The following is a 25,933-nucleotide window of genomic DNA, read 5'->3' as shown; positions in this document are numbered from 1 at the left end:
ACATGGCGTTGAAGCAGGGGAGGGCGCGCGTGGCACTGCGCGCCTTGGGGCTGGCGATGGCACTGGCATGGCCCGCGTTGGCGGTGGCGCAGCAGGCAGGTGAGCCTGCCGTTGCGCAGGCATCGACCGCGCCCGGCATGGGCATGGTCACCTTCAACCTGCACCATGACCGCGAAGACTGGCCAACCCGGCGGCGCACGATCGTGGCCGAGCTCAAGCGCCTGCAGCCCGATGCCATTGCCCTGCAGGAAGTGATCCAGCGCCGCAACGTGCGCAACCAGGCCCAGTGGCTGGCCAGCCAGCTCGGTTACAAGTACGTCTTCGTATCCACCGATCCGGTGGGTGCGCCCAAGCGCTATGGCAACGCGCTGCTGACCCGGCGCCCGATCCTGGCCCACGGCGAGCACCTGCTGCAGCCGCTGGATGACTACCGCACCGTGGCCCACCTGCGCATCGACGTGGACGGGCAGCCGGTGAACGTCTATGCCACGCATCTGAACGAGCGTAGTGACGAGCGCGGCCAGGGCATCCGCCGCAGCCAGGTGGAAGACCTGCTGCGCTTCATCACCGAAACCTCGGCCGGTGCGCCGGTGGTGATCGCCGGCGACTTCAACGCGCTGGTGGATGCCGGCGACCTGAGCGAACTGCGCAGCCACTACGGTGACAGCTACGGCAGTGTGCACGTGAACACCGACCTGGCGGCGGTCAGTACCTTGAACCGGCACTATTACCAGGCGCCCTCGCGCATCGACCACATCTTCTTCCAGCAGGACCGGATGGTGGCGCGCGAAGCCAGGATCCTGTTCGACCAGCCCGACGACAGCGGTCGCTGGGCGTCGGACCACTACGGCGTGTGGACCCGCCTGCAGTTCGCCCCGGCCCGCTGACACCACGGGGCTTCATGCTCTGGTAGGTGCCAACCTTGGTTGGCACGGACGTATCCGCGTGCGATGAATCAAAGTGCCAACCAAGGTTGGCACCTACCAAGCAAGCGCGGACGCACCTGCGCGCGGTGAAGCAAAGGCGCTCTGGTAGGTGCCGACCTTGGTCGGCACGGACGCACCTGCGCGCGGTGAAGCAAAGGCGCTCTGGTAGGTGCCGACCTTGGTCGGCACGGACGCACCTGCGCGCGGTGAAGCAAAGGCGCTCTGGTAGGTGCCGACCTTGGTCGGCACGGAAGCATCCGCGTGCGGTGAATCAAAGGCGCTCTGGTAGGTGCCGACCTTGGTCGGCACGGACGCATCCGCGTGCGGTGAATCAAAGGCGCTCTGGTAGGTGCCGACCTTGGTCGGCACGGACGCATCCGCGTGCGGTGAAGCAAAGTGCCAACCAAGGTTGGCACCTACCAAGCAAGCACGGACGCATCCGCGTGCGGTGAATCAAAGTGCCAACCAAGGTTGGCATCCACCACGGCCGTACGGGCCGACAAACAAAAACGGCGGGGATCATCGATCCCCGCCGTTTCGCTTTCACGTGATCAAAGAACGATCAGTTCGCCGGCGGCGTGCGCTTGGCGGCTTCTTCGTCTTCGTCCGACGCCGGGGCCTCGGCAGCCTGGCTGGCCGAATCGGCGTGGCCATCGGCCACCGGGTCAATCGACGGCGTCACCACGGCTTCGGCCACCGGCGCGGCAGCTTCAACCGGCGCGGCTTCCACCACGGCCGGGGCGACCGACTGCTCGGCCATCGGCTGCTCGGCCACCGTCTCAACGTGCACGACCGGCGCGGCTTCGACTGCCGGTGCGGCGACCGGAGCAGCCTCCACGGCGACCGGCTTGGCCTCGACCACCGGGGCGGCGTCGGTCACGACCGGAGCGGCTTCCACCACCGGAGCGGCCTCGACCACGGCCGGCTTCACCTCGGCCACGGGCGCGGCGGCAACCGGCTGCACCGGGGTGGCCGCATCGATGGCATCCAGCATGCTGGTCTGCACCGGGGTCGGCTTCGGCTGTTCCGGCTGCGGGGCGGCTTCGCGGGCCACCGGCACGTCCACGGACTGCACTTCGGCAACCGCTTCCAGCACGGCGCTGCTGACCGCAGCCACCGGTGCGGCAGCGGCAACAGCGGCCGGTGCACGCGCGGGCTTTTCGGCCTCTACGCTGGCCGGCTCGATTTCGTCGTCGAAATCGAACTCGGGCTGCGAACGCGCCGGCTGCTGGGCAGCGACCGCAGCGGGCGCGCTGCTGTCGCGGTTCGGTTCGACCACGTCCTGGTCTTCGCCTTCGTCACCTTCGTCCTGGTCATCGCCCAGCGCGTCGGTGCCGTTGGCGTTCTCGGCGCCACCGCGACGACGACGACGGCCACCGCGACGGCCGCGGCGACGGCGGGTTGCGCCTTCGCCAGCCTGCTCGCCGTTGGCCGCATCGGCCGCAGCGTCTTCATCGCCGGCAACCACGCCTTCGGCCTCAACGGCCGAGGTCGGGGTCGGGGTCGTGTCAGCGGGGGCCGCGACCTGCGCTGCCGGAGCGGCAGCCGGGGTCGCCACCGGTGCGGTGGCTTCCTGCGCGGTGACCACGTTGGCGGCCACGGCAGTGGCGGCAACCGCGGCGGCCGGCACGGCTTCCACGGCCTCTTCGGCGGCGTTGCGCTGCGGCTTGTCGGTCGGCTTCTCGCCATCCTGTGGACGCGGCTGGCGCGGCTGCTTCAGCTTCGGCTGCTGCTGCTGGCCCTGGCCCTGGCCCTGGTTGGGGTTCTGGCCCTGCTGCTCGTTGCGCGGCTTGTTGTGCTGCGGCTGCTGCGGCTGGGCAGCGTCCTTCTGCTGCTTGCCCTGCTGCGGCTGCTGCTGCGCGTTGCCGTTGTTGTTGCGGCCGTCCTTGCGCTGTTCGTTGCGGTCCTTGCGGTTGCCGCCATCCTTCTGCGCATTGCCGTTGCCGCCGTTGCCACGGTTCTCGTCGCGGCGGTCCTTGTTACGGTCCTTGTTGCGATCCTTGTTACGGTCCTTGCGCTGGCCGCCGTCGTGCTGCGGCTGGCGCGCGGCCGGGGCCGGCGCGGCGGCCGGGGCCGGCTCGCCACCAAAGATGCGCTTCAGCCAACCGACCACGCCGCCGCTGGCAGCGGCCGGGGCAGCCGCAGCCACCGGGGCCGGTGCCGGCGCAGCGGCCGGTTCGGCTTCGGCACGCACCGGGGCCGGCGCGGTGTGCTTGACCTGGGTGACCGCCGGCGGCGGGATGTTCAGCTGGCCCTTGGTCAGGGCATGCACCGGCAGCTTGCGCGGGGTGCCGCGCTGGTAGCTGGGCTTGTTGCTCTCTTCACCCAGCTCGTTCTCGCGCAGGCGGGTAACGGTGTAGTGCGGGGTGTGCAGCTGCTCGTCGGCAACGATCACGATCGGCGCTTCGTGGCGGCGTTCGATCTCGCGCAGCGCGCTGCGCTTCTCGTTCAGCAGGTAATTGGCGATCTCCACCGGGGCCTGGACCAGCACCTGCCCGGTGTTTTCCTTCATCGCATGCTCTTCGGCAACGCGGATGATCGACAGCGACAGCGACTCGACGCTGCGCATGCGGCCATGGCCATCGCAGCGCGGGCAGACGATCTGGCTGGATTCGCCCAGGCTCGGGCGCAGGCGCTGCCGGCTCATTTCCAGCAGGCCGAAGCGCGAGATGCGGCCGACCTGCACGCGCGCACGGTCGTACTTCAGCGCGTTGGCCAGGCGGTTCTCGACTTCGCGCTGGTGCTTGTTGGAGGCCATGTCGATGAAATCGATCACCACCAGGCCGCCGAGGTCGCGCAGGCGCAGCTGGCGGGCCACTTCCTCAGCCGCTTCCAGGTTGGTCTGGAAGGCGGTGTCTTCGATGTCGCTGCCCTTGGTGGCGCGCGAGGAGTTCACGTCCACGGCGGTCAGCGCTTCGGTCTGGTCGACCACGATCGAGCCGCCCGACGGCAGGCGCACGTTGCGCTCGTAGGCACCTTCGATCTGCGATTCGATCTGGAAGCGGTTGAACAGCGGGATGTCGTCCTTGTAGTGCTTGAGCTTGCGCAGGGTCTGCGGCATCACCTGCTGCATGAATTCCTTGGCGTGCTCGTACATCTCCTCGGTGTCCACCAGGATCTCGCCGATGTCGGCGCGCAGGTAGTCACGCAGGGCGCGCACGATCAGGCGCGATTCCTGGTAGATCAGGAACGGGGCCGGCTTGCTCAGGGCGGCTTCGGCAATGGCGCGCCAGACGCTCAGCAGGTAGTCCAGGTCCCACTGCAGCTCTTCGGCATCGCGGCCGACGCCGGCGGTGCGGATGATCACGCCCATGTCGTCGGGGATGTTCAGCTTGTCCAGGGCGTCCTTCAACGCGGCCCGGTCTTCGCCCTCGATGCGACGGGAGACACCGCCGGCGCTGGGCGAATTCGGCATCAGCACCATGTAGCGGCCGGCCAGGGAGATGAACGTGGTCAGGGCGGCGCCCTTGTTGCCACGCTCTTCCTTGTCGACCTGCACGACCACTTCCTGGCCTTCCTTCAGCAGCTCGCGGATGCCGGCCTTGTTGTGGTCGACGCCGGCCTGGAAGTAGTCGCGGGAGATTTCCTTCAGCGGCAGGAAGCCATGGCGGCCGCCGCCGTATTCGACGAAGGCCGCTTCCAGCGAGGGCTCGATGCGGAAGATCCGGCCCTTGTAGATGTTGGACTTCTTCTGTTCCTTGGACGGCTGCTCGATATCGATGTCATACAACGACTGGCCATCGACGATGGCAACACGCAGCTCTTCGGCCTGCGTGGCGTTGATCAGCATTCGCTTCATTCTTGCGTTCCTCGCAAGCGGCTACCGCGCGGAACGCCATGGGGTTTCGCCTCTGGATACGGCTCGCCGCCCATTCGCGCATGCGCGGGGAGGGCAGCTTCGGTTTCCAGCGCTACGACACCACGGCAGGCCGCGGGAGCGCTTCACTCTTATGGGTTTTGGGGTGTTGCAGGGCCGCAGGCAGCTGTCAGCCAGGCTGGAGCGCCACGCGGGACATGTTCAGCTCGGTTGCGTGTCAGGCATCCGGCGATGGCCGGGAAGGCCGGTGAGCCGCTAACATGGCCGCCCCGCGGGCGGTGGTCGCGCACTGTGCCGGATTCGTCGGAAGCTGGGCTTCTGGCCCTGAGTAACTTCCAACGAAATCAATCCCTTATCTCGCCCCCCGAGTGTAACAGAATAAACAGCCCGATGACTGCATCAGACCCCACCAAGCCGGCCGGCGACAAGCCTTCCGTGCGCATGATCACCGTTCCCGAGGACCGCGCCGGCCAGCGGCTGGACAACTTCCTGCTGGGCCAGCTGAAGGGCGCCCCGCGCAGCCTTGTCTACAAGCTGGTGCGCAGCGGCCAGGTGCGTGTGAATGGCGGCCGCGCCAAGGCCGAACGCAAGCTGGAGGCGGGCGACGAGGTGCGTGTGCCGCCGGTTCGTCTCACTGAAGAAGGAGACAAGGCCGGCCCGCCCGAGGCGTTCATGCGCCGGCTGGAGCAGGCGATCGTGTTCGAGGACGCGCGCCTGCTGGCCCTGAACAAGCCCACCGGCGTGGCCAGCCACGGCGGCAGCGGCATCAGCTTCGGCGCCATCGAAACCCTGCGTGCGCTGCGCCCGGGGCAGACCCTGGAGCTGGTCCACCGGTTGGATCGCGACACCTCGGGCCTGCTGATCGTGGCCAAGAAGCGTTCGGCGCTGAGCGAACTGCAGGCCCTGCTGCGTGAAGACCACGGTGCCGGCATTCGCAAGCGCTACCTGACCCTGCTGGCCGGGCGCATGCCCGACGGCGTGATGACCGTGGACGCCCCGCTGCACGTGGGCCTGCGCCAGGGCGGCGAGCGCCATGTGCAGGTGAACGCGATCGGCAAGGAATCGATCAGCCACTTCCGCGTGCTGGAACGGCGCGGTGGGCACTCCTACTGCGAGGTGCGCATCGAAACCGGCCGTACCCACCAGATCCGCGTGCATGCCCAGCACCTGGGGCACCCGGTGGCCGGTGACGACAAATACGGCGATCCTGCCGTCAACAAGCGGCTTCGTGAGCAGATCGGGCTGAAGCGCCTGTTCCTGCACGCGGCCTCGCTGGAGTTTGCGCTGGACGCGGGCAAAACCCCGTACGTGCTGAACGCGCCGCTGGCCGAAGAACTGGTGGAAGCGCTGGACCGCCTGCGCTGACGTCGCGCGGAACGCCAGTCGAGCAAGCTCGACGCTACGGGGCCGTGGCGGTAGATCCACGCCATGCGTGGATGCGCCGTGCGGGGGCCGTCACCACTTGAACAGCACCAGGCTGATCGCCAGCGTGCCCATGCCGGCCACCAGCCCGTACACGGTCTCGTGGCCCTTGGCATAGCGCTTGGCCGCCGGCAGCAGCTCGTCCAGCGCCAGGAACACCATCACCCCAGCAATCAGGCCGAATACCCAGCCGAACGTGGCGTGCGACAGCGCGCCCTTCAGCAGCACATAGCCGAGCACGGCGCCCACCGGCTCGGCCAGGCCTGACAGCAGGCTGGCGGCGAAGGCGTGCAGCTTGTTCTGCGTGGCGAAGTACACCGGCACGGCGATCGCGATGCCTTCGGGAATGTTGTGGATGGCGATGGCAAAGGCCAGCGGCATGCCCACCGACGGGCTTTCCAGGGTGGCGAAGAAGGTGGCCAGACCTTCCGGGAAATTGTGCGCGGTGATGGCGATGGCGGTCAGCAGGCCAACCCGCTTGATGTACGCCTTGTTGTTGTCGCGGAACGCGGGGTCCTGCTTGTCCAGCGTCTCGTGCGGGTTGGGAATCAGGTGGTCGATGACCACGATCGCCAGCATGCCCAGCAGGAAGGCTGCCGTGCCGTAGGTGAAGCCGCTGCGCTCGCCGTAGGCCAGCGAGAACGAGTCGATGGCCTTGTTCAGGATTTCCGACAGCGAGACATAGACCATCGCGCCGCCAGCGAAGGCCAGGCCGAAGGCCAGCAGGCGCGGGTTGGGCCGGCGCGAGAACAGCACCAGCAGGCTGCCGATGGCCGTGGCCAGGCCGGCCGCCAGGGTGACGGCCAGCGCCATCCAGATGTTTTCAGGGGGGATCTGCAGCATGTGCCGACGCGTTCCAGGGGGTCAGTCGACCGCCCCGGCACGGGCCGGGGCGGCAGGGGCGAGGCGGGCGTCGGCTGGCCTCGTCGCAGTCAGCGCGATCAGCCGCCGCGGCGGGCGCGCTCTTCAATGGCAAAGCACTGGTCGGGCTTGGGCTGCGGCGGGTTGAAGCTGACCGGCACCTGGATCGTGGCCGGCACCGCCGCCCCATTGCGGGTGGCGGCCTTGAACTGCCAGCCCTGCACGGCGGTGCGGGCCAGTTCGTCCAGCTGCGGGTTGCCCGCGCCAGTCAGCAGGGCCACGTCGCTGGGCTTGCCGTCGGTGCCGATCACTACCTTGAAGGTGCTGGTGCCGCCCACGCCCAGGCAGGCCAGTTCCAGCGGGTACTGCGGCGGCGGTGTCTTCACCGCGGCCACCTCGGTGGGCGGCGCGGCCGGCGCCGCCGGCGGTTCTGCGCCACCGCAGCCGGCCAGGCCGGTGGCAGCCAACAGGGATAGGGTCAGCAGTCGCACATTCATCACTTTTGCTCCGTCAGGGCCGAAGTCTTGGCCGCGCAGATGAAGTCGTTCTCGCTCAGGCCGCCCACGTCGTGGGTGGAATAGCGCACGACGGCGCGGTCGTAGTGCACGCCCAGGTCCGGGTGGTGGTCCTCGTGGTGGGCGATCCAGGCCAGCGCGTTCACGAAGGCCATGGTTTCGTAGTAGTTCTTGAAGCGGAAGGTGCGCAGCAGGGCCTGGCCGGCCTCGGCCAGCTCCCAGCCCGGCACCTGCGGCAGCAGCTCGGCCAGGCGGGCTTCGCCCAGCTTGTGGTCGCTGCCCTTTCGCGGCACGCAGTGCGCCTGTGCCAGCGGAATCAGGTCGGACATGGGTTCCTCCACCTCGTGTTGACTGAACAATGCGCCGGACAGTGTATAAATCGAATGAGCGGCCGACGCTGACTTGGCTAGAATAGCCTGATGATCCAGATCTCCGACACTGCCCAGACCCATTTCCGCAAGCTGATCGAACGTGAGGGCGTGCCCGGCATGGGCGTGCGCCTGAGCGCCGTCGATCCCGGCACCCCACGCGCCGATGCGCGCCTGGAGTTCGCCGAGCCGACCGATCTGCTGGGCGACGAATGGGCCGTGGATTGCGACGGCTTCACCCTGTACGTCGACGCCACCAGCGTCGGCTGGCTCGATGGCGCGGAAATCGACATCGTGCCCGGCACCGCCGGTACCCAGCAGCTGACCATCAAGGCGCCGCGCATCAAGGGCGAAGCGCCCGGCGAAGCGGCTTCGCTGGTGGAGCGCGTGCATTGGGTGGTGGAAAACGAGGTGAACCCGCAGCTGGCCTCGCACGGTGGCAAGGTGGCCGTGCAGGAAGTCTCGGCCGACGGCGTGGTGCTGCTGCGCTTCGGTGGCGGCTGCCAGGGCTGCGGCATGGCCGATGTCACCCTGAAGCAGGGCATTGAAAAGACCTTGATGGGCCGGGTGCCGGGCGTGACGGCGGTGCGTGACGCCACCGACCACGACAGCGGCCACGCGCCGTACATTCCCCGCGGCAACGCCGCCTGACCGGCACCGCGTGCCTCTGCCCAGGGCTGAGCAACTTGTCGATGTGCTGCTGGCACGCCAGCAGCAGCGTCTCATTCTCGAAAAGCACACCCGCCTGCCGTATGGCTGGGCGATCTGGCTGCGCTCGCTGAAACCCCTGCCACGTCTGTTCCATGCCCGCGATGTGATTGCGGTGCTGCTGCCGCGGCCGTTGCCGGGGCGTCCGGGACGACTGCCCGCACTGTCGCCGTGGAATGCGGCGCGCCGCCTGTTCTGGCAGGACTGGGAGCCGGCGCCGCGTGACCAGCGCTGGATGCGCTGGACCTCGGCCGTGCTCAGCGCCTTGCTGCACCTGCTGTTCTTCCTGCTGCTGCTGTGGGTGGCAGTGATCCGCACCACCGAGCCCGATGCGGACGGCGCCGAAGGCGAGCGGGTGCAGATTGAATTCATCGGTGCCGGCGCGCAGGAAGGTGGTGGCGACCAGGCCGGTGCCGAAGCCGCCGCTGCCGCAGCGCCGGCCGGTTCCAGCGCTGCCAGCGGTGCGCCCGGCGGTGCTGCCACCGCACCGCAGCCGCAACCGCAGCCCGTTCCGCCCGCACCTGCAGCGCCCGCCGCAGCGGCTGCGACGAGTGCCCCGCCGGTGGCCGAGCCGGCGCCTGCGGTGGAGACCGCGCCGCCGCCTTCACCGGTGCAGGCCACCGAGGTTGCCGAGGTCACGTCCGATTTCGTGGTGCCACCAGTGACGGTGCCGCGCACCGAAGTGAGCGTGGTGCCGCGCAGTGTCACCCCCAGCGTGACCGAGCGCAGCGTGCCGCTGCTGCAGGCGCCGGCCACCCCGGCGCCCGTGGCACCGACGCAGGTGGTGGTGCAGACGCCTGCACCGCGCGATATCCAGGTGCGCGAGCGCGAAGTGGCCGTGGTGGATGCACCCGTGCTGTCGCCGCAGCCGATGCGCAGCGTGGACGTGCCGGTGTCGATGCCGCAGCGCGAAGTGCAGGTGCGCGAACGCGAAGTGCAGGCGGTGGTTGATCCGCAGGTGCGCATGGCGACCGTGGCCGGCCGCGAGCCGACCGTGCGTGCGCCACAGGGCCGTGACGTGCAGGTGCGCGAGCGTGCGGTCGCCCCGGCACCGGCTGCCGCGCCGTCGTCGGCCACCGGTAGTGGTGCTGCGCAGGCCGCGGCAGCCTCGGCCCAGAGCGCGGCGGCGCAGAGCGCGGCCAGCACGGCGGCCAATGCTGCGCCCGCTGCTGCAGCGAAACCGGCACAGGCCGGTGCGCGGCCGGCGCCGACACCGGGCAACTGGGCCACACCGGCGCGCGGCGACGATTGGGGTGCATCCAGCCGCAACCGTGACGGTGCCACGCAGGGCAGCAGCCAGGCCAGCCGCAGTGGCCAGGGCGAGGGCTTGTTCAACGCCGACGGCAGCGTGCGCGTGCCCGGCCAGGAGGGCGCGGGCGCGGCCGAGCGCGGCGCCCCGGGCGGGGCCAATGATGGTTGGAGCAAGGAACGCATCGCCCAGTCCGGCACCTGGCTCAAGCGCCCGCCGTACGACTACACGCCCACCTCGTTCGACAAGTACTGGGTGCCGCAGGAATCACTGCTGGCCGAATGGGTACGCAAGGGCATCAAGGCCATGGAGATTCCATTGCCTGGCACCAGCACGAAGATTTCCTGCGTGATCTCGATCCTGCAGGCCGGTGGTGGCTGCGGCCTGAGCGACCCGAACATGCAGGACCAGCCGGCCATCGCGCGACCGCCGCCGGACATTCCGTTCAAGAAAGAGCTACAGGAAGACAATGGGAGCCGCTAGCGGCTCCCGTTGTCCACGCATGTTTCCTTATCCCCGCGCCGTTGGCGCGAGCGCCGACCAAGGTCGGCCTCTACCAATGCAGAAGTAGATCCACGCCATGCGTGGATGAACCGCCGACGCGGCCTGGTCCTCACTCGCTCTGCGACAGAAACACCCAGAACGGCACATCACGCCCGACCCAGTCGCGGCAGGCTTCATCCATCACGTCCAGCAGCGTGTCGAAGTCCTTGCCGGCGTCGGCACGCAGGGTATCCACGTCGGCCAGGAACAGTGCATAGCCCGGCGCCGGCAGCCACTGCAGGTCGCGCAGGTTGTCTGAAAGGGCATCCCAGTTGCCACCGAAACCGGCGGGGAAGTCGAGCTGCGCCGACAGCCGCGCCAGCAGCGTGCGCTTGTCGGCCACGCCCTGCAGGTCGATGCGGATCACCTTCAGCTGCGCATCGCGCATGGCAGCCGACAGTGCGGCGATGTCGCCGGTGTCGATGGCATAGACGCCAGCATTGTTGATGTCGTGCAGGCCGAGGCCGAAATCATCGTGGCTCATGGGCGGTCTCCGGAAGCGGGTACGGTGAAACTGCGGAACGATTCGTAGTGGTCGTCGGTGTAGTACCAGGCCTGGGCCGGGTCGCCGCCGGTAACGATGCGGCGCGCACCGCGGTTGCGGGCGCCCGGAGTGTCGACGGTGTATTCGCGGTAATAGCCACGGTCACGCGGCGGCAGCCGCTGTTCGCGGTTGCCGAAGGTGCTGCCATCCTGGCGGTGCGGGAACGGGCCGCCGCGCTGGATGAGGGCGATGGTCTGCCGCGCCTCGGCCGGCAGGAAGGCGGGCAGGGCGTCGTTGCGGGCGCTGGCCTTCGGTGCCGCCACGGCCGGTTGGCCGGCAAGGCTGGGCGCGAACTGTGGCGGCGCCGGCCGCTGCAGGAAATGGTTGGCCAGCAGGCCCAGCAACAGCAGGGCGATGGCGGTGATCAGCAGCCGGGGGTTGCGCATGGGTGGGCGGGGCAGGGAAGGTGCAGGCACTGTAGCGCCTGCGCGCTGCATCGCGCATGAGGACAGCGACAGCGTCACCGCTGCGTAACAATTGCCGGAGGGCTCACGGGCAGGACGCAATTTCCTTTACATCCCCCTTGGTAATCTGCGCGTCTGTCCCCATCATTCAACGCGCACTGCCCGGCGACACCGCCGGGTGCCCTCGCTATCAGGAGATGCATCATGGCCTACACCCTGCCCAAGCTGTCCTACGCCTACGACGCTCTGGAACCGCATATCGATGCGGCGACGATGGAAATCCATCACACCAAGCACCACCAGACCTACATCAACAACGTCAACGCAGCGCTGGAAGGCACCGAGTACGCCGACCTGCCGGTGGACGAACTGGTGAAGAAGCTGAAGTCGCTGCCGGAAAACCTGCAGGGTCCGGTGCGCAACAACGGTGGTGGCCATGCCAACCACTCGCTGTTCTGGACCGTGATGGCCCCCAACGCCGGTGGCAACCCGGTGGGCGACGTGGCCAAGGCCATCGACAAGGACCTGGGCGGCTTCGACAAGTTCAAGGATGCCTTCACCAAGGCGGCGCTGACCCGCTTCGGCAGCGGCTGGGCCTGGCTGAGCGTCACCCCGGACAAGAAGGTCGTGGTTGAAAGCACCGGCAACCAGGACAGCCCGCTGATGGAAGGCAACACGCCGATCCTGGGCCTGGACGTGTGGGAACACGCGTACTACCTGAAGTACCAGAACCGCCGTCCGGAATACATCGGCGCGTTCTTCAACGTGATCGACTGGAACGAAGTCGAGCGTCGTTACCAGGAAGCGATCGCCTGATCGCGGCACTGGAATGAAACGAAGAGGCCGGGGCAAACCCCGGCCTTTTTGTTTGCGTGCGATGGCATCCGCCGGGCATGGCCCGGCGCTACCGGGCGTCGGCGCGGCGCATCGGGATGCCCGGCCGGCAGGACGAGGCGATCATTCGCTGGACGCGGGCACACCCTGCAGGCGCAGCGTGGCCATCACCCCCAGCCGCACGCCGGGTGCTTCCCCTGCGGCCGGCAGGTCGATGGCCTGCTGGCGGATGCCGCCGAAATGTTTGACCTGGAACAGCACGTCCAAGCCGTGCCCGCTGGCACCGCCACCATTGGCGGCCGCCGTGTCCGGGCGTCCGCCGGGATTGCGCCGGGCCGGCTGGAAGCCCGGCGTGCTGCGTACCAGTTCGGTGGTGGGCGCGGCGAAGTCGCCGGCAATCAGGCTGGGCAGCCCTTCGGCGGTGGCGCCGATCCAGGCCATAAGATCGCTGGTCTGGTGCTGGCGCGCGCTGGCCTCGTCCGCTTCCGGGCGCAGGCGCGCCACATAGACGTTCAGCAGCGCCTCGCCCAGCCGCAGCCGCAGCATGCCCGCCGCGCTGAAGGTGCCCGGCGGATGCAGCAGGGTCACCCCGTCTTCGCTTACCGGCAGTCGGGTCAGCATGGCGTTGCCGTGGCGCAGTGGCTGGCTCGGCGGGTCGGCGGTGACGAAGTCGCAGCTGTAACGCAGGCGGCTGGCCAGCCAGCACGCCGGGTTGCGGCCCTGTTCCTGCAGCACCTGCTGCACGGAAATGACATCGGGCTGCAGCTCGGTCAGCAGTTGCAGCACCTGTTCGCGCCGCTGCTTCCACTGCGCGTCGTCGCGGCTGGGCAGTTCCAGCGCCGCCACCGTCAGCTGCCGCACGTCGCTGGCCGCGCCGGGCGCCGGCGGCAGCTGCGGGCGCGCCAGGGCAGGCAGGACCAGCAGCAGCGCAAGGCTGCCGAGCAGGAAGCGGGCGGGGGCGAGGGGGCGCATAACGATAAGTTTACGCTTTCGCCGTGCAGGTGCCGTGACTTCCGGCACGGTGTGGTGCGCCTGCCATGGATTGGCGGCGCTGTCATGCAGCCCTGCAGCGTGCTTCGCGGGCGCAGGTTCCGGTAACCTTCACCCTTTCGCTTTGCAGGAATGCCTTACAGGATGAGCCACGACGCAGTCGCCCCCATCGCCGGCCAGGGAAAGATGCCGCGCCAGATTCCGTACATCATCGGCAATGAGGCCTGCGAACGGTTCAGTTTCTACGGGATGCGCAACATCCTGGTGCAGTTCCTGATCACCTCGCTGCTGCTGCAGGAACTCACTGCAGAAGGCCGCGCCGGTGAAGCCAAGGACATCATGCACAGCTTCATGATCGGCGTGTACTTCTTCCCGCTGCTCGGTGGCTGGCTGGCCGACAAGTTCTTCGGCAAGTACCACACCATCCTGTGGTTCAGTCTGGTCTACTGCGCCGGCCACCTGTGCCTGGCGCTGTTCGAGAACAGCCGCGAAGGCTTCTTCCTGGGCCTGGGCCTGATCGCGCTGGGCGCCGGTGGCATCAAGCCGCTGGTGGCCTCGTTCATGGGCGACCAGTTCGACCAGAGCAACAAGCACCTGGCCAAGATCGTCTTCGACGCCTTCTACTGGATCATCAACTTCGGCTCGCTGTTCGCCTCGCTGCTGATCCCGCTGGTGCTGAAGAACTGGGGCCCGCAGTGGGCCTTCGGTATTCCCGGCATCCTGATGTTCATCGCCACCTTCGTGTTCTGGCTGGGCCGCAAGCGCTACGTGCTGGTGCCGCTGCCGCCGAAGGATCCGCATTCGTTCGCCAACGTGGTGCGCACCGCGCTGACCGCGCGCGTGGCCGGCCGGGGCCGTCCGGGCCTGGTGATGGCCGTTGCCGGTCTGGTGCTGGCCGCTGCCTCGTTCGGCCTGGTCGGTTCGCTGGGCATCGTGATCTGCCTGTGCCTGGCGCTGGTGGCCATCCTGGCCGGCATCGGCGGCGGCACCTGGCTGCAGCTGGACCGCGCCCGCGCGCAGCATCCGGCCGAAGCCGTGGAAGGCGTGCGCGCCGTGCTGCGCGTGCTGGTCATCTTCGCCCTGACCACGCCGTTCTTCTCGCTGTTCGACCAGAAGGCCTCCACCTGGGTGCTGCAGGGCCAGCAGATGCAGATGCCGAGCTGGTTCACCGCCTCGCAGATGCAGGCACTGAACCCGCTGCTGGTGATGATCCTGATCCCGTTCAACAACCTGGTGCTGTACCCGGCGCTGCGCCGCTTCGGCTTCGAACCGACCGCGCTGCGCCGCATGACCGCCGGTATCGCCTTCAGCGGCCTGGCCTGGATCGTGGTGGGCGGCATCCAGGTGGTGATGGACGGTGGCAATGCCATGTCGATCTTCTGGCAGATGCTGCCGTATGCGCTGCTGACCTTCGGTGAAGTGCTGGTCTCGGCCACCGGCCTGGAGTTCGCCTACAGCCAGGCGCCGCAGGCCATGAAGGGCGTGGTGATGAGCTTCTGGAACCTGACCACCACCATCGGCAACCTGTGGGTGCTGCTGTCCAACGCGGCGGTGCGCAACGAGGCGGTGACCCACAAGATCGCCAGCACGGGCCTGAGCGAGGCGGCGTTCCTGATGTTCTTCTTCGCCGGCTTCGCCTTCATTGCGGCGTTCGCCTTCGGTTGGTATGCACGACGCTATCGTATGGTCGACAACTACCGCAGCGCCTGAGCCTGACCTGACATGACCCCCGTCAATCTCCTGTTGATCGCCATCACCGCCGTGCTGTCCTGGATGGCGTTCAACAACCGCAAGCTGGCTGACCGCCTGATCCTGTGGCCGCCGGCGGTGGACCGCCACCGCCAGTACGACCGCCTGGTCACCTACGGCTTCATCCATGCCGACTGGCCGCACCTGATCTTCAACATGTTCACCCTGTTCTTCTTCGGGGGATACATCGAGAGCGTGATGGTGCAGCTGACCGGCAGCTTCCTGACCTATCCCGCGTTCTACCTGGGGGCGCTGCTGGTGTCGATCCTGCCCAGCTACCTGAAGAACCAGAAGAATCCGAACTACCTCAGCCTGGGCGCGTCCGGTGCGGTGTCGGCGGTGCTGTTCGCCTACATCCTGCTGAACCCCTGGAAGATCATCCTGGTGTTCTTCATTCCCGCGCCGGCGATCGTGTATGCCGCGTTCTACGTCGGCTACAGCATCTGGATGGACAAGCGCGGCGGCGATCGCATCAACCACAGCGCGCATCTGGCGGGCGCAGCGTTCGGCATCATCTTCATGCTGGCCATGCAGCCGGCCATCTTCAGCCACTTCCTGCGCGAGCTGTCCAACCCCACCTTCAGCCTGGGCGGCTGAAGCGTGCCTGGGGTCGGATCCGCTGGATCCGACCCCGGTCTACCCGGTTTCAGGCCTGGCTGGCCTGGCCGTAGGTATCCAGCAGCCGCGAATACACTTCCTCGCCGATGCGCTGGAAGTCCTGCTCTTCGGTCTGCCCTTCCACAGCCAGCTGCAGGAGGCCTTCCAGCAGGGCGCGGTCGGTATCGGATGGGGACGGGTTGGGGTGCATGACGGGCCTCCACGGCAGAGTACGGGGACATCTTTCGCAAGGGCCGTGCCAGCGCGGCCGTACCCCTGCGAAGGGGTTAGCGGCCGCCCGCGCTGCAGCTTGAGGGGCACAAACTGACGCAGCCCGGCAGTCCTTGCCCATGTTCAGGCTTCACGCGATCATGGCGCCCGGCTGCGCACCATCCACGCAGTCGCCGCAGGAGACAGTCCCATGGCTTCGGTCACACCCCCCGGTCTGGCCTATGAGGTCGCGCATGACCAGGCCAACCACCGTTTCACCGCCCGCGTACGCGGGCACGTGGCGGTGCTGGACTACCAGCTCAAGCGCAAGCGCATGGTGATCACCCACACCGAAGTGCCCGAGCCGATTGCCGGCCGCGGTGTTGCCGGCGAGTTGACGCGGGTGGCGCTACGCTTCGCCCGGGAGCACAAGTACAAAGTGGTGCCGGCCTGCGCCTATGCCGAGGCATTCCTGCAGCGGCACGAGGAGTTCCACGACCTGCTGGTGGGGTGATGCCGGCGGGCCACGCTTCAGCCACCGCGGGCGATGATGTACGAACATGAACAGGGGATCCCGATGAAGAACGGAAACAACCGGCCGTTGCGCGCAAGCGTGCTGGCCGGGGCAATGGGCGTGCTGCTGCTGGCCGGTTGCCAGCGCGGCGACGATGCGGCACCGGCCACCGACAGCGCACCCAGCGCGGATGCCAGCGCGCCGGCCACGGTGCAGGCGCCTGCCGCTGAAGCGCCGCTGGACCTGCGCGATGTGATCGAGAACAACGAACGCGAGGTGGTGGGAATCAGTTACCCGGCCGGCATCGACCGCTACCCGGGCCTGGCCCGCGCGCTGCAGGACTACGCGACCTCGGCACGCAGCGATCTGCAGCAGGCGCTCGATGGCCTGGGCAACGACAAGCCGACCATGCCTTACGAGCTGTCGCTGAGCTTCGAGAAAGTGCTGGAAACCCCGCAGCTGGTGGTGGTCAGTGCCGATGGCAGTCGCTACACCGGTGGCGCCCACGGCGAACCGCTGGTGGCACGCTTCGTCTGGCTGCCGCCGCAGCAGCAGATGCTGAGCGCCGACAAGCTGGTGGCCGACAGCAAGGGCTGGAAGGCGGTCAGTGATTTCGTCGCCGACCAGCTGCGCGAGCGCGTGGCCACGCGCCTGAGCGGCGAAGACATGGAACCGGCCGAACTGCAGGAATCGCTGCGCAATGCCTCGCGCATGATTGCCGAGGGCACCGGCCCGCAGGCCGACAACTTCAGCCAGTTCCAGCCGCTGACCGATGATAAGGGCCAGATCACCGCCCTGCGGTTCGTGTTCCCGCCCTACCAGGTGGGGCCGTATTCGGATGGCACGCAGACCGCTGATGTGCCGGCCGCCGTGCTGCTGCCGCACGTGGCCAAGGACTACGTGGAGCTGTTCGCCCGCGGTTGACCGCCCAGCAGGAGGTGTCGTGGATACAGGGTTGCAGGAGCGGGTGACCGGCCTGCTCCACGAAGCCGGGGTCCGCATTGGCGGCACCCAGCCACAGGACATCCAGGTACATGACCCGCGCTTCTTCGCGCGGGTCATGGGCCAGGGCTCGCTCGGCCTGGGCGAAAGCTACATGGATGGCTGGTGGGACGCCAACGTGCTGGATGAATTCCTGGTGCAGCTGATGCAGGCGCACCTGGATGAGCGCGTGCACGGCTGGCGCGAAGTGGCCGATGCCTTGAAAGCGCGCCTGTTCAACCTGCAGGCCGGGCAGGGCAGCTACGAGGTGGGCCGGCGCCATTACGACCTGGGCAACGATCTCTACCAGGCCATGCTGGGCCAGTACATGGTCTACAGCTGTGGCTACTGGCGCAACGCGGTGGACCTGGATGCGGCGCAGGAGGCCAAGCTGGATCTGGTCTGCCGCAAGCTGGGCCTGCGCCCGGGCCAGCGGGTGCTGGACATCGGCTGCGGCTGGGGCGAAGCATTGAAGTACGCTGCCGAGCGCTACGGCGTCAGCGGTGTGGGCGTGACCATTTCCCAGGAGCAGGCTGCGTTCGCCCGTGAGCGCTGTGCCGGGTTGCCGATCGAGATCCGCCTGCAGGATTACCGCGAACTGGACGAACCGTTCGATGCGATTTTCTCGATCGGCATGTTCGAACACGTGGGCGACAAGAATTACGGCAGTTTCTTCGAGGTGGCACGGCGCTGCCTGTCGCCACGTGGCCTGCTGCTGCTGCACACCATCGGCAGCAACGTTTCCCGCCACCGCACCGACCCGTGGATCGCCCGCTACATCTTTCCCAACTCGATGCTGCCCTCGGCGGTGCAGATCAGCCGCGCGTTCGAAGGGCAGTTCGTGCTGGAGGACTGGCACAACTTCGGCACCGACTACGACCTGACGCTGCAGGCGTGGCGGCGGAATGTCGAAGCGGCCTGGCCGACCCTGGACGCGCAGCGCTACGACGAGCGCTTCCGCCGCATGTGGCGGTTCTACCTGGCCGGTTCGATGGCCAGTTTCCGCTGCCGCCATGCGCAGCTGTGGCAGCTGGTGTTGTCGCCCGACGGCGTGCCGGGTGGATACGTCGCGCCGCGTTGAGGGCAGGCATGGGGTCCAGGCATGGGGTCAGAGCCCTTTCCTGCGGAAAGGGATCCGACCCCGGGGTCGGATCCCATTTCGTAGAAATGGGCTCTGACCCCGACCAACAAAAAACCGCCCGGTTTCCCGGGCGGTTTTCGTTTCACGCTACCAGGCGGGCGATCAGTTGCCGGCGCCGGTCAGGCCACGCTTTTCCAGCAGCGGTTCGATCTGCGGCTCGTGGCCGGCGAAATCGCGGAACAGCTGCATGGCATCCACGCTGCCGCCCTTGGACAGCAGGGTGGCGCGGAAGTGGTCGCCATTCTTGCGGCTCAGGCCGCCGTTGTCGCGGAACCACTTCTGGGTGTTGGCGTCCAGCACTTCCGACCAGATGTAGGCGTAGTAGCCGGCCGAGTAGCCGCCCATGATGTGGCTGAAGTACGGGGTCTTGTAGCGCGGCGGCACCGGCGCGTAGTAGATGCCGTCCTTTTCCAGGGCCGCACGCTCGAAGGCCATCACGTCCTTGGCCGCCGGCACCTGGTCAGCGCCGATCTGGTGCCAGCGCTGGTCCAGCATGGCCGCACCCAGGTATTCGGTGGTGGCAAAGCCCTGGTTGAACTTGGCCGCGGCCAGCACCTTGTCCAGCAGCGCCTGCGGCATGGCCGAACCGTTCTGGTAGTGCTTGGCGTAGTTCTTCAGGATGGCCGGGTTGTCCGCCCACATCTCGTTCACCTGCGAGGGGAACTCGACGAAGTCACGCGGCACCGCGGTGCCCGAGAAGTACGGGTACTTCACGTTGGAGAACATGCCGTGCAGGGCGTGGCCGAACTCGTGGAAGGTGGTGGTCACTTCATCCCAGGTCAGCAGGGTCGGCTGGCCGGCCGGCGGCTTGGGGATGTTCAGGTGGTTGGCCACCACCGGCTTGAAGCCGGTCAGTTCCGACTGCGAAACGTAGGAGTTCATCCACGCACCGCCACGCTTGGACGCGCGCGCATACGGGTCGAAGATGAAGATCGCCAGCTGGCTGCCATCGGCATCGAACACGTCGTACACGGTGACGTCATCGTGGTAGACCGGCAGGTCGGTGCGCTGCTTGAAGGTCAGGCCGAATTCCTGGTTGGCGGCGAAGAACACGCCGTTTTCCAGCACGTTCTTCATTTCGAAGTACGGCTTCAGCTGCGATTCGTCGAAGTTGTACTTGGCCTGGCGCACCTTCTCGCTGTAGAACGCCCAGTCCCACGGTTCCAGGGCGAAGGTCGGCTTGCCGGCGGCCTTCTGTTCCTTGTCGATCATCGCCTGCAGGTCGGCGGCTTCGCGCTTGGCGTTGGCCACCGCGGCCGGGGCCAGCTTGCCCAGCATGGCGTTGACCGCTTCGGGGGTCTTGGCGGTCTGGTTGGTCAGGTTGTAGGCGGCGAAGTTGGCAAAGCCCATCAGCTTGGCCTTGTCGGCACGCAGCTGCATGATGCGCGAGACCAGCGCGGTGTTGTCGAACTCACCGCCACGGCTGCCACGGCTGATCGACGCTTCGTAGATCTTCTGGCGCAGCGCGCGGTTGGCCAGGTTGGTCAGCGGCGGCTGGCCGGTGGTGTTGAGCAGGGTGATCACGTACTTGCCGTCCAGGCCACGGGCCTTGGCGGCTTCGGCAGCGGCGGCGATCTGTTCCTGCGACAGTCCGTCCAGTTCCTTCACGTCGTTGACGGTGATCGCCGAAGCATTCACTTCCGACTGCACGTTCTGGCTGAACTTGGTGCCCAGGTTGGCCAGTTCGGCATTCATCTTCTTCAGCGTGGCCTTGTCGGCCTCGGACAGCTTGGCGCCGGCGCGCACGTAGTTGTCGTAGTACTTCTCGACCAGGCGCACGCCTTCGGCATCCAGGCCCAGCTGGGTGCGGGTGTCATACAGCGCCTGGATGCGCGCGAACAGCTTGCCGTTCAGGGCAATCGCATCGCTGTGTGCGGCGAACTTCGCCGAGTAGTCGGCCTGCAGCTTCTTGCGTGCGTCGTTGGTGTCGGCGCCGACCAGGCTGAAGAACACGGTGGTCGCACGGTCCAGCACGTCACCGCTCTTTTCCAGGGCGATGATGGTGTTGTCGAAGGTCGGCTTGGCCTTGTTGTTGGCAATCGCCTCCACTTCCTTCAGTTGCTGCGCCATGCCGGCGTCGAAGGCCGGGGCGAAGTCGCTGTCCTTGATCTTGTCGAACTGCGGGAAGTGCAGCGGCAGCGGGCTGTCGGCGAAGAACGGGTTGGCCTGCTGGGCGTTGGCGGCAGCCGCCGGGGTGGCAGCGCTGGCCGAATAGGCGGGCAGGGCAAGGCCGAGGGTCATGGCCACGGCAAGGGCAAGGCGGGTGGTCAAGGCGTAACTCCGGTAAGACAGACAAGGGCCCGAGCGTAACCTGCGCAGCGGGCTGGGCACTTGTGTCGAAAGGCATGGACGCCGCCCGCGCGGGGTGGCCCGCTGCGATTACCATGGGGGTTTCCCGCCCGGAACGCTGCCATGGCCACCGCCTTCGACTTCACCTTCGTAGACCTGGACGGCCAGCCGCAGGCCCTGGCCCAGTATGCCGGTCGCCCGCTGCTGCTGGTGAACGTGGCCAGCCGCTGCGGCTTCACCCCGCAGTACACCGGGCTGGAGCAGCTGTGGCAGGACTACCGCGAGCGGGGTCTGGTGGTGGTCGGCTTCCCCTGCAACCAGTTCGGCGCGCAGGAGCCGGGCGATGCAGCGCAGATCCGCCAGTTCTGCTCGCTGGATTACCCGGTCAGCTTCCCGCTGTCGCAGAAGATCGAGGTCAATGGCGAAGGAGCCGACCCGCTGTGGGCGTGGCTGTCGCAGCAGAAGCGCGGGCTGCTGGGCAGCGCGCGCATCAAGTGGAACTTCAGCAAGTTCCTGGTCGATCGGCAGGGCAACGTGGTGGACCGCTTTGCCCCCACCACCAAGCCCGAGCAGCTGCGTGGGGCCATCGAAGCGCTGCTGTAACCGCCACGCCCCGGGGTAGCGCCGGGTCATGCCCGGCGTTGCGCGCGCTTGCCGCCGCTCAGTTGGCTGCCGCGCCCGCCTGCGATGGGCGATTGCGCACGTCTTCGGGCAGCGCAGCGATGATTTCCTCGAGGATGCCCGGCAGGCTCGCTTCGCTGTAGCCGCGATGGGCATGGGCGACCTGTCCATCGCGACCGATGATGAACATGTGTGGCACCGCGGCGATGCCGTACTGCTCGGCCAAGGCGCCACGCGGATCGTGCAGGTAGTCCAGCTTCGGCCAGTCGCGGTGGCGCACCAGCCGGTTGACGTCGTTGCGCGGCTCGCCCCAGTTGATCGCGTAGACCTTCATCGCGTCTTCGCCGACGACCTTCTGCAGGTGCGCCAGGATCGGCAGTTCCTTGCGGCAGGGCCCGCACCAGGACGCCCAGAAGGTCACGATGACCACCTTGCCGCGTTGGTCGGCCAGGTTGACCGGCTTGCCCTGGCGGTCGTTGCCCAGCGCCTGTGGCGGCACCTCACCGGGGGCGGGCGATGCGGCCAGGGCCGGAACGGCCATGACCGCAAGCGCGGCCGCACATACCCACGCCCGCACCGACTGCGGGAACCGCTTGTTCGTCATCCTTGAGCCCCTGTTCGGACCGACGGCCCGTGCAGCGCAGACGATGCCGGGAAGGCAGCGTCCACGCAAGGGGCAGGGCAGGGCAGGACTTACTTTTCGACGAACGCGCGCTCGAACACGTAGTGGCCCGGCTGGCCGATGCGCGGCGAGACCTGGAAGCCGCGTGCATCGAGCACTGCGCGCAGGTCGGCCAGCATCTGCGGGCTGCCGCAGATCATCGCGCGGTCGTTTTCCGGGTTCAGTTCCGGCAGGCCCAGGGTGCGCTGCATCTCGCCGCTTTCCATCAGCGAGGTCAGGCGGCCCTGGTTGGCGAACGGTTCGCGGGTCACGGCCGGGTAGTACAGCAGCTTGTCGCCGATCATTTCGCCCAGGAACTCGTGCTCACGCAGTTCCTTTTCGAAGTAATCGCGGTAGGCCAGGTCCTTTTCGTAGCGCACGCCGTGGCACAGGATCACCTTGTCGAAGCGCTCGTAGGTTTCCGGGTCCTTGATGACTGACAGCCACGGCGCCATGCCGGTGCCGGTGCCCAGCAGGTACAGGTTCTTGCCCGGGTGCAGGTCGCTGATCAGCAGGGTGCCGGTGGGCTTCTTGCCAACCAGCACCTTGTCGCCCGGCTTGATGTGCTGCAGGCGTGAGGTCAGCGGGCCGTCCTGCACCTTGATGCTGAAGAACTCCAGATGCTCTTCCCAGTTCGCGCTGGCGATGGAATAGGCGCGCAGCAGCGGCCGCGCCTCGGTTTCCAGGCCGATCATCACGAACTGGCCGTTCTCGAAACGGAAACCGCTGTCGCGGGTCAGGGTGAAGCTGAAGTAGGCGTCGGTCCAGTGGCGGACCTCAAGCACCGTTTCGGCGCCGAAAGCAGAAGACATGGGGGTAGTCGGGGCATGGTTTCGTCCCCTCCATTCTACCCCAAATGAGAGAAGTTCTCATTGGCCGGAACGAGAGGCGTTCTCAGGCCGCCGGCACGGTTCAGCGATAGCCCGCCGCCTGCAGTTCGAACAGCTCGGCATAGCGCCCGCCCTGGGCCATCAGTTCGGCGTGGGTGCCGCTGGCCTCCAGCCGACCTTCGGCCAGCACCAGGATGCGATCGGCCATGCGCACCGAAGAGAAACGGTGCGAAATAAGCACCGCGGTGCGCTGCTCGGCCAGCTCGCGGAAGCGCTGGAACACTTCGAACTCGGCGCGGGCATCCAGTGCCGCGGTGGGCTCGTCCAGGATCATCACCTGCGCATCGCGCATCCATGCGCGGGCGATGGCGATCTTCTGCCACTGCCCCCCGGACAGGTCCACGCCCTGCTTGAAGCGCCGCCCGATCAGCTGTTCGTAGCCACCGGGCAGGGCATCGATCACCTCTTCGGCCATGCCGCGGCGTGCCGCATCTGCAATGCGCGCCTGGTCGGCCATGGCCTCCACCTGGCCCACGCCGATGTTCTCGGCGGCGGTCAGGTTGTAGCGCACGAAATCCTGGAAGATCACGCCCAGGTTGGCGCGCAGGTCGTCCAGGTCGTAGTCGCGCAGGTCGCGCCCGTCCAGCAGGATGCGGCCTTCATCCGGCTCGTACAGGCGTGCCAGCAGCTTTACCAGGGTGGTCTTGCCGGCGCCGTTCTCGCCCACCAGGGCCAGTACTTCGCCGGCGTGCAGCTGGAAGTCCAGGTGGCGTACGGCCCACTGCTCGGCATCGGGGTAGCGGAAGCCCACGTTCTCGAACACGAATCCCTGCTGGATCGGGCGCGGCACGGCCACGGCGTTGTCGTGCGAATGGATTTCCGGCTGGATCTGGAAGAACGAATACAGATCGTCCAGGTACAGCGCCTGGCTGGCCACCTGCGAGAACCCGATCAGCAGTCCTTCCAGCAGCTGGCGCAGGCGCAGGAAACTGCCGGCCAGGAAGGTCAGGTCACCGATGCTGAAATCCCCGCGCACGGTGCGCCAGGCGATGTAGGCGTAGGCGGTGTAGTAGCCCAGCGTGCCCAGCGCCGCCAGCAGCGTGCCCCAGAACGCGCGGCGCCGCGCCAGCGAACGGTTGGCCAGGAACAGCGCCGCCGACAGCCGTCGGTAGCGCTCCACCAGGAAACGGTGCAGGTTGAAGATCTTTACTTCCTTGGCCGTTTCCACGCTGGCGCCGAGCTGGCGCAGGTAGTCCAGCTGGCGGCGCTCGGGCGTCCACAGGAAGTTGAGGCTGTAGCCGGCCGCGTTGAAGTGCGATTCACCGATGAAGGCGGGCACCAGGGCCAGCGCCAGCAGCACGATCAGCCACGGCGCGTAGACCAGCAGGCCCACGGCCAGGCTGACCACGGTGATCGCATCCTGCACCTGGCCGAACAACTGGCTCATCAGGTTCATCCGGCCCATGGTCTGGCGCCGGGCGCGGTCCAGTTTGTCCTGCAGGTCGGGGTCTTCGAAGTCTTCCAGGTCCAGCGTGGCGGCATGTTCCATCAAGCGCACGCTGGTGGCGTTGGCGAACAGTTCCGACAGCAGCGCGTCGGCGTAGCTGACCAGCCGCCCCAGCAGGTCCGAGGCGATGGCCAGGCCGAATTCCAGCGCCAGCAATCCCAGCAGCGGGTTCAACAGGCCGCTGGACAGCGCTTCGTTCAACGGCGGGAAGCCGGCACCGTGCTGGCTCAGGTGCAGGGCGGTATCGATGATCAGCTTGCCCACGTACAGCATCGCCACCGGCAGCAGGGCGCGGATGATGCGCAGGCCAAGGCTGGCCAGGGTCAATGCCGGGCTGGTCTGCCATACCTGGCGCAGGAACGGCGGCAGGTTGCGCATGGCCTTGAAGCGCTGGCGCAGGCTGGGTTTCTTTTCGTTGGCAGCAGGCATGCCGCCATTGTGCGCGCGCACGGCGTGCAGATGGGGTCAGATGGGGTCAGATCCCTTTGCAGCGCAAAGGGCTCTGACCCCGCCACCGCACCTCGGGGTCAGAGCCCTTCGCCATGCGAAGGGATCCGACCCCATCTGAGCTCTCACATCCACGATCGATGATCAGCTTGCCCACGTACAGCATCGCCACCGGCAGCAGGGCGCGGATGATGCGCAGGCCAAGGCTGGCCAGGGTCAATGCCGGGCTGGTCTGCCATACCTGGCGCAGGAACGGCGGCAGGTTGCGCATGGCCTTGAAGCGCTGGCGCAGGCTGGGTTTCTTTTCGTTGGCAGCAGGCATGCCGCCATTGTGCGCGCGCACGGCGTGCAGATGGGGTCAGATGGGGTCAGATCCCTTTGCAGCGCAAAGGGCTCTGACCCCGCCACCGCACCTCGGGGTCAGAGCCCTTCGCCATGCGAGGGGATCCGACCCCATCTGAGCCCTCACATCCACGCATGAGGTGGACCCATCGTGTCGACCAAGGTCGACACCTACCAACAGCAGCGGGACATCTGTCGACGGCGGGGCGGGCCAGGTCGCAGGGGCGTGAGCCGCATGGATGCGGCGACCGAGCTTACATGGACGTACGTGCAGCGTCCCCTGCGACCTGACCCGCCCCGCCATCCCACAGAGCCCCAGCTGTTGACGTTGCTCTTGCTCTGGCCGTTGCCTCTGCGGGTGCCGGGCGCAGCCCGGCCAGGCAACCCCCTTACGGCAGCGGCGGCAGCAGGCCGGCGCCCAGCCGGTTCCAGGCATTGATCACCGCGATGCCCATGCTCAGGTCGCTGATGCCCTTGTCGTCGAAGTGCGGCGCCAGCGCGTCGAACGCCTCCTGCGACGGCGCACCGTCGGTCAGCCGGGTCAGCGCCTCGGCCCAGCCCAGCGCCGCGCGTTCGCGGGCATCGAAGAAGCGGCTTTCGTGCCACGCGGGCAGGGTGTCCAGCTTGCGCGGCTCGATGCCGCCCTTGCGCAGCGCGGTGCCGTGCATGTCCATGCAGTAGCCACAGCCGTTGAGCTGGGAAACGCGCAGGAACACCAGTTCCATCAACGTCGGGTCGATCGAGCTGTCATGCACCGCCTTGCTGGTGGCCAGCAGGCCCTTGAAGGCCTCGGCGGCCAGGCGGGTGTAGGGAACGCGGGGAGAGGCGTGGTCGGACATGTTCGGCTCCACGGCGGCCACGAT

At 67.4% G+C, this 25,933-nt stretch carries 25 protein-coding genes and 1 pseudogene; 11 read left to right on the top strand and 15 right to left on the bottom strand.

Going from position 1 to position 25,933, the window contains the following annotated elements:
- The first annotated feature begins 2 nt into the window (after positions 1–2).
- The gene (locus C1930_RS12895; protein ID WP_108756644.1) at positions 3–887 is read left to right on the top strand and encodes an endonuclease/exonuclease/phosphatase family protein; all 885 of its coding nucleotides are present in this window, start codon (positions 3–5) and stop codon (positions 885–887) included.
- Between the two features lie 93 nt (positions 888–980).
- Here the strand turns inward: C1930_RS12895 and C1930_RS12890 are convergent, their stop codons facing one another.
- Positions 981–1,295 carry a hypothetical protein gene (locus C1930_RS12890; RefSeq protein ID WP_108771914.1) on the bottom strand — a complete coding sequence of 105 codons (315 nt, stop codon included), beginning with the start codon at positions 1,293–1,295 and terminating at the stop codon, positions 981–983.
- A gap of 193 nt (positions 1,296–1,488) precedes the next feature.
- Positions 1,489–4,725, bottom strand: coding sequence for a ribonuclease E (gene rne, locus C1930_RS12885; RefSeq protein WP_108771913.1), 3,237 nt, complete (start codon positions 4,723–4,725; stop codon positions 1,489–1,491).
- Positions 4,726–5,133: 408 nt separating this feature from the next.
- Between rne and C1930_RS12880 the strand changes: the two genes are divergently transcribed.
- Positions 5,134–6,108: an RluA family pseudouridine synthase gene (locus C1930_RS12880; protein ID WP_108771912.1), complete on the top strand. Its 975-nt coding sequence runs from the start codon at positions 5,134–5,136 to the stop codon at positions 6,106–6,108.
- A 90-nt stretch (positions 6,109–6,198) separates the two neighbouring features.
- Here the strand turns inward: C1930_RS12880 and zupT are convergent, their stop codons facing one another.
- The 3 genes from zupT to C1930_RS12865 all read right to left on the bottom strand — a co-directional run bounded on the left by zupT (position 6,199) and on the right by C1930_RS12865 (position 7,870).
- The gene (zupT, locus tag C1930_RS12875) at positions 6,199–7,008 is read right to left on the bottom strand and encodes a zinc transporter ZupT (protein WP_108756640.1); all 810 of its coding nucleotides are present in this window, start codon (positions 7,006–7,008) and stop codon (positions 6,199–6,201) included.
- Between the two features lie 98 nt (positions 7,009–7,106).
- Positions 7,107–7,523: an energy transducer TonB gene (locus C1930_RS12870; RefSeq protein ID WP_108756639.1), complete on the bottom strand. Its 417-nt coding sequence runs from the start codon at positions 7,521–7,523 to the stop codon at positions 7,107–7,109.
- Positions 7,523–7,870 carry a 4a-hydroxytetrahydrobiopterin dehydratase gene (locus C1930_RS12865; protein WP_108750085.1) on the bottom strand — a complete coding sequence of 116 codons (348 nt, stop codon included), beginning with the start codon at positions 7,868–7,870 and terminating at the stop codon, positions 7,523–7,525. The genes C1930_RS12870 and C1930_RS12865 overlap by 1 nt, the downstream gene beginning before the upstream one ends.
- Before the next feature lie 90 nt (positions 7,871–7,960).
- On the opposite strand from C1930_RS12865, the gene C1930_RS12860 reads away from it, so the two are divergent.
- Both C1930_RS12860 and C1930_RS12855 read left to right on the top strand, forming a co-directional pair.
- Entirely contained in the window at positions 7,961–8,560 is a 600-nt protein-coding gene (locus C1930_RS12860) for an NfuA family Fe-S biogenesis protein (protein ID WP_108753590.1), read from the top strand.
- A gap of 10 nt (positions 8,561–8,570) precedes the next feature.
- Positions 8,571–10,349: a hypothetical protein gene (locus C1930_RS12855; RefSeq protein ID WP_108756638.1), complete on the top strand. Its 1,779-nt coding sequence runs from the start codon at positions 8,571–8,573 to the stop codon at positions 10,347–10,349.
- A gap of 130 nt (positions 10,350–10,479) precedes the next feature.
- Here the strand turns inward: C1930_RS12855 and C1930_RS12850 are convergent, their stop codons facing one another.
- Both C1930_RS12850 and C1930_RS12845 read right to left on the bottom strand, forming a co-directional pair.
- Complete coding sequence (locus C1930_RS12850) at positions 10,480–10,893, bottom strand: barstar family protein (protein ID WP_108771911.1); 414 nt, start codon at positions 10,891–10,893, stop codon at positions 10,480–10,482.
- Positions 10,890–11,339, bottom strand: a complete 450-nt coding sequence (locus C1930_RS12845; RefSeq protein ID WP_108756636.1) for a ribonuclease domain-containing protein — start codon at positions 11,337–11,339, stop codon at positions 10,890–10,892. The genes C1930_RS12850 and C1930_RS12845 overlap by 4 nt, the downstream gene beginning before the upstream one ends.
- A 222-nt stretch (positions 11,340–11,561) precedes the next feature.
- Between C1930_RS12845 and C1930_RS12840 the strand changes: the two genes are divergently transcribed.
- Complete coding sequence (locus C1930_RS12840; RefSeq protein ID WP_108750080.1) at positions 11,562–12,173, top strand: superoxide dismutase; 612 nt, start codon at positions 11,562–11,564, stop codon at positions 12,171–12,173.
- Positions 12,174–12,314: 141 nt separating this feature from the next.
- Here the strand turns inward: C1930_RS12840 and C1930_RS12835 are convergent, their stop codons facing one another.
- Positions 12,315–13,163 carry an endonuclease/exonuclease/phosphatase family protein gene (locus C1930_RS12835; protein ID WP_108756635.1) on the bottom strand — a complete coding sequence of 283 codons (849 nt, stop codon included), beginning with the start codon at positions 13,161–13,163 and terminating at the stop codon, positions 12,315–12,317.
- A 162-nt stretch (positions 13,164–13,325) separates the two neighbouring features.
- Between C1930_RS12835 and C1930_RS12830 the strand changes: the two genes are divergently transcribed.
- Positions 13,326–14,891: an oligopeptide:H+ symporter gene (locus C1930_RS12830; RefSeq protein ID WP_108756634.1), complete on the top strand. Its 1,566-nt coding sequence runs from the start codon at positions 13,326–13,328 to the stop codon at positions 14,889–14,891.
- A gap of 12 nt (positions 14,892–14,903) precedes the next feature.
- A complete protein-coding gene (locus C1930_RS12825) occupies positions 14,904–15,527 on the top strand; it encodes a rhomboid family intramembrane serine protease (RefSeq protein ID WP_108750077.1) in 624 nt (207 codons plus the stop codon).
- A 49-nt stretch (positions 15,528–15,576) separates the two neighbouring features.
- Here the strand turns inward: C1930_RS12825 and C1930_RS20440 are convergent, their stop codons facing one another.
- The gene (locus C1930_RS20440; RefSeq protein ID WP_199911963.1) at positions 15,577–15,738 is read right to left on the bottom strand and encodes a hypothetical protein; all 162 of its coding nucleotides are present in this window, start codon (positions 15,736–15,738) and stop codon (positions 15,577–15,579) included.
- 210 nt (positions 15,739–15,948) lie between these two features.
- Between C1930_RS20440 and C1930_RS12820 the strand changes: the two genes are divergently transcribed.
- Genes C1930_RS12820 through cfa form a run of 3 tightly spaced genes read left to right on the top strand, consistent with a single transcriptional unit; the run spans position 15,949 to position 18,313 of the window.
- Entirely contained in the window at positions 15,949–16,251 is a 303-nt protein-coding gene (locus C1930_RS12820; protein WP_108750076.1) for a GNAT family N-acetyltransferase, read from the top strand.
- 36 nt (positions 16,252–16,287) lie between these two features.
- On the top strand, positions 16,288–17,175 hold the full coding sequence (locus C1930_RS12815; protein WP_108757758.1) for a DUF3298 and DUF4163 domain-containing protein: 888 nt from the start codon (positions 16,288–16,290) through the stop codon (positions 17,173–17,175).
- A gap of 19 nt (positions 17,176–17,194) precedes the next feature.
- Positions 17,195–18,313: a cyclopropane fatty acyl phospholipid synthase gene (cfa, locus tag C1930_RS12810; RefSeq protein ID WP_108771910.1), complete on the top strand. Its 1,119-nt coding sequence runs from the start codon at positions 17,195–17,197 to the stop codon at positions 18,311–18,313.
- 162 nt (positions 18,314–18,475) lie between these two features.
- Here cfa and C1930_RS12805 read toward each other — a convergent pair whose 3' ends face one another.
- A complete protein-coding gene (locus C1930_RS12805; protein ID WP_108771909.1) occupies positions 18,476–20,644 on the bottom strand; it encodes a M3 family metallopeptidase in 2,169 nt (722 codons plus the stop codon).
- 141 nt (positions 20,645–20,785) lie between these two features.
- Between C1930_RS12805 and C1930_RS12800 the strand changes: the two genes are divergently transcribed.
- The gene (locus C1930_RS12800) at positions 20,786–21,265 is read left to right on the top strand and encodes a glutathione peroxidase (RefSeq protein WP_108756632.1); all 480 of its coding nucleotides are present in this window, start codon (positions 20,786–20,788) and stop codon (positions 21,263–21,265) included.
- A 58-nt stretch (positions 21,266–21,323) separates the two neighbouring features.
- On the opposite strand, the gene C1930_RS12795 is transcribed toward C1930_RS12800, so the two are convergent.
- The 5 genes and pseudogenes from C1930_RS12795 to C1930_RS12775 form a co-directional block, all read right to left on the bottom strand.
- Positions 21,324–21,887: a TlpA disulfide reductase family protein gene (locus C1930_RS12795; RefSeq protein ID WP_234412662.1), complete on the bottom strand. Its 564-nt coding sequence runs from the start codon at positions 21,885–21,887 to the stop codon at positions 21,324–21,326.
- Between the two features lie 89 nt (positions 21,888–21,976).
- Positions 21,977–22,756 carry a ferredoxin--NADP reductase gene (locus C1930_RS12790; protein WP_108753581.1) on the bottom strand — a complete coding sequence of 260 codons (780 nt, stop codon included), beginning with the start codon at positions 22,754–22,756 and terminating at the stop codon, positions 21,977–21,979.
- A 100-nt stretch (positions 22,757–22,856) separates the two neighbouring features.
- Positions 22,857–24,710, bottom strand: a complete 1,854-nt coding sequence (locus tag C1930_RS12785; protein WP_108757756.1) for an ABC transporter ATP-binding protein — start codon at positions 24,708–24,710, stop codon at positions 22,857–22,859.
- Between the two features lie 154 nt (positions 24,711–24,864).
- Positions 24,865–25,050: pseudogene (locus C1930_RS20655) on the bottom strand (hypothetical protein); the annotation flags it as partial.
- 409 nt (positions 25,051–25,459) lie between these two features.
- Entirely contained in the window at positions 25,460–25,909 is a 450-nt protein-coding gene (locus C1930_RS12775; RefSeq protein ID WP_108772596.1) for a carboxymuconolactone decarboxylase family protein, read from the bottom strand.
- Positions 25,910–25,933 lie beyond the last annotated feature (24 nt).

This window comes from Stenotrophomonas sp. SAU14A_NAIMI4_8, assembly GCF_003086695.1.
GTDB lineage: Bacteria > Pseudomonadota > Gammaproteobacteria > Xanthomonadales > Xanthomonadaceae > Stenotrophomonas.
This window is presented reverse-complemented; position numbering and strand designations above follow the sequence as displayed.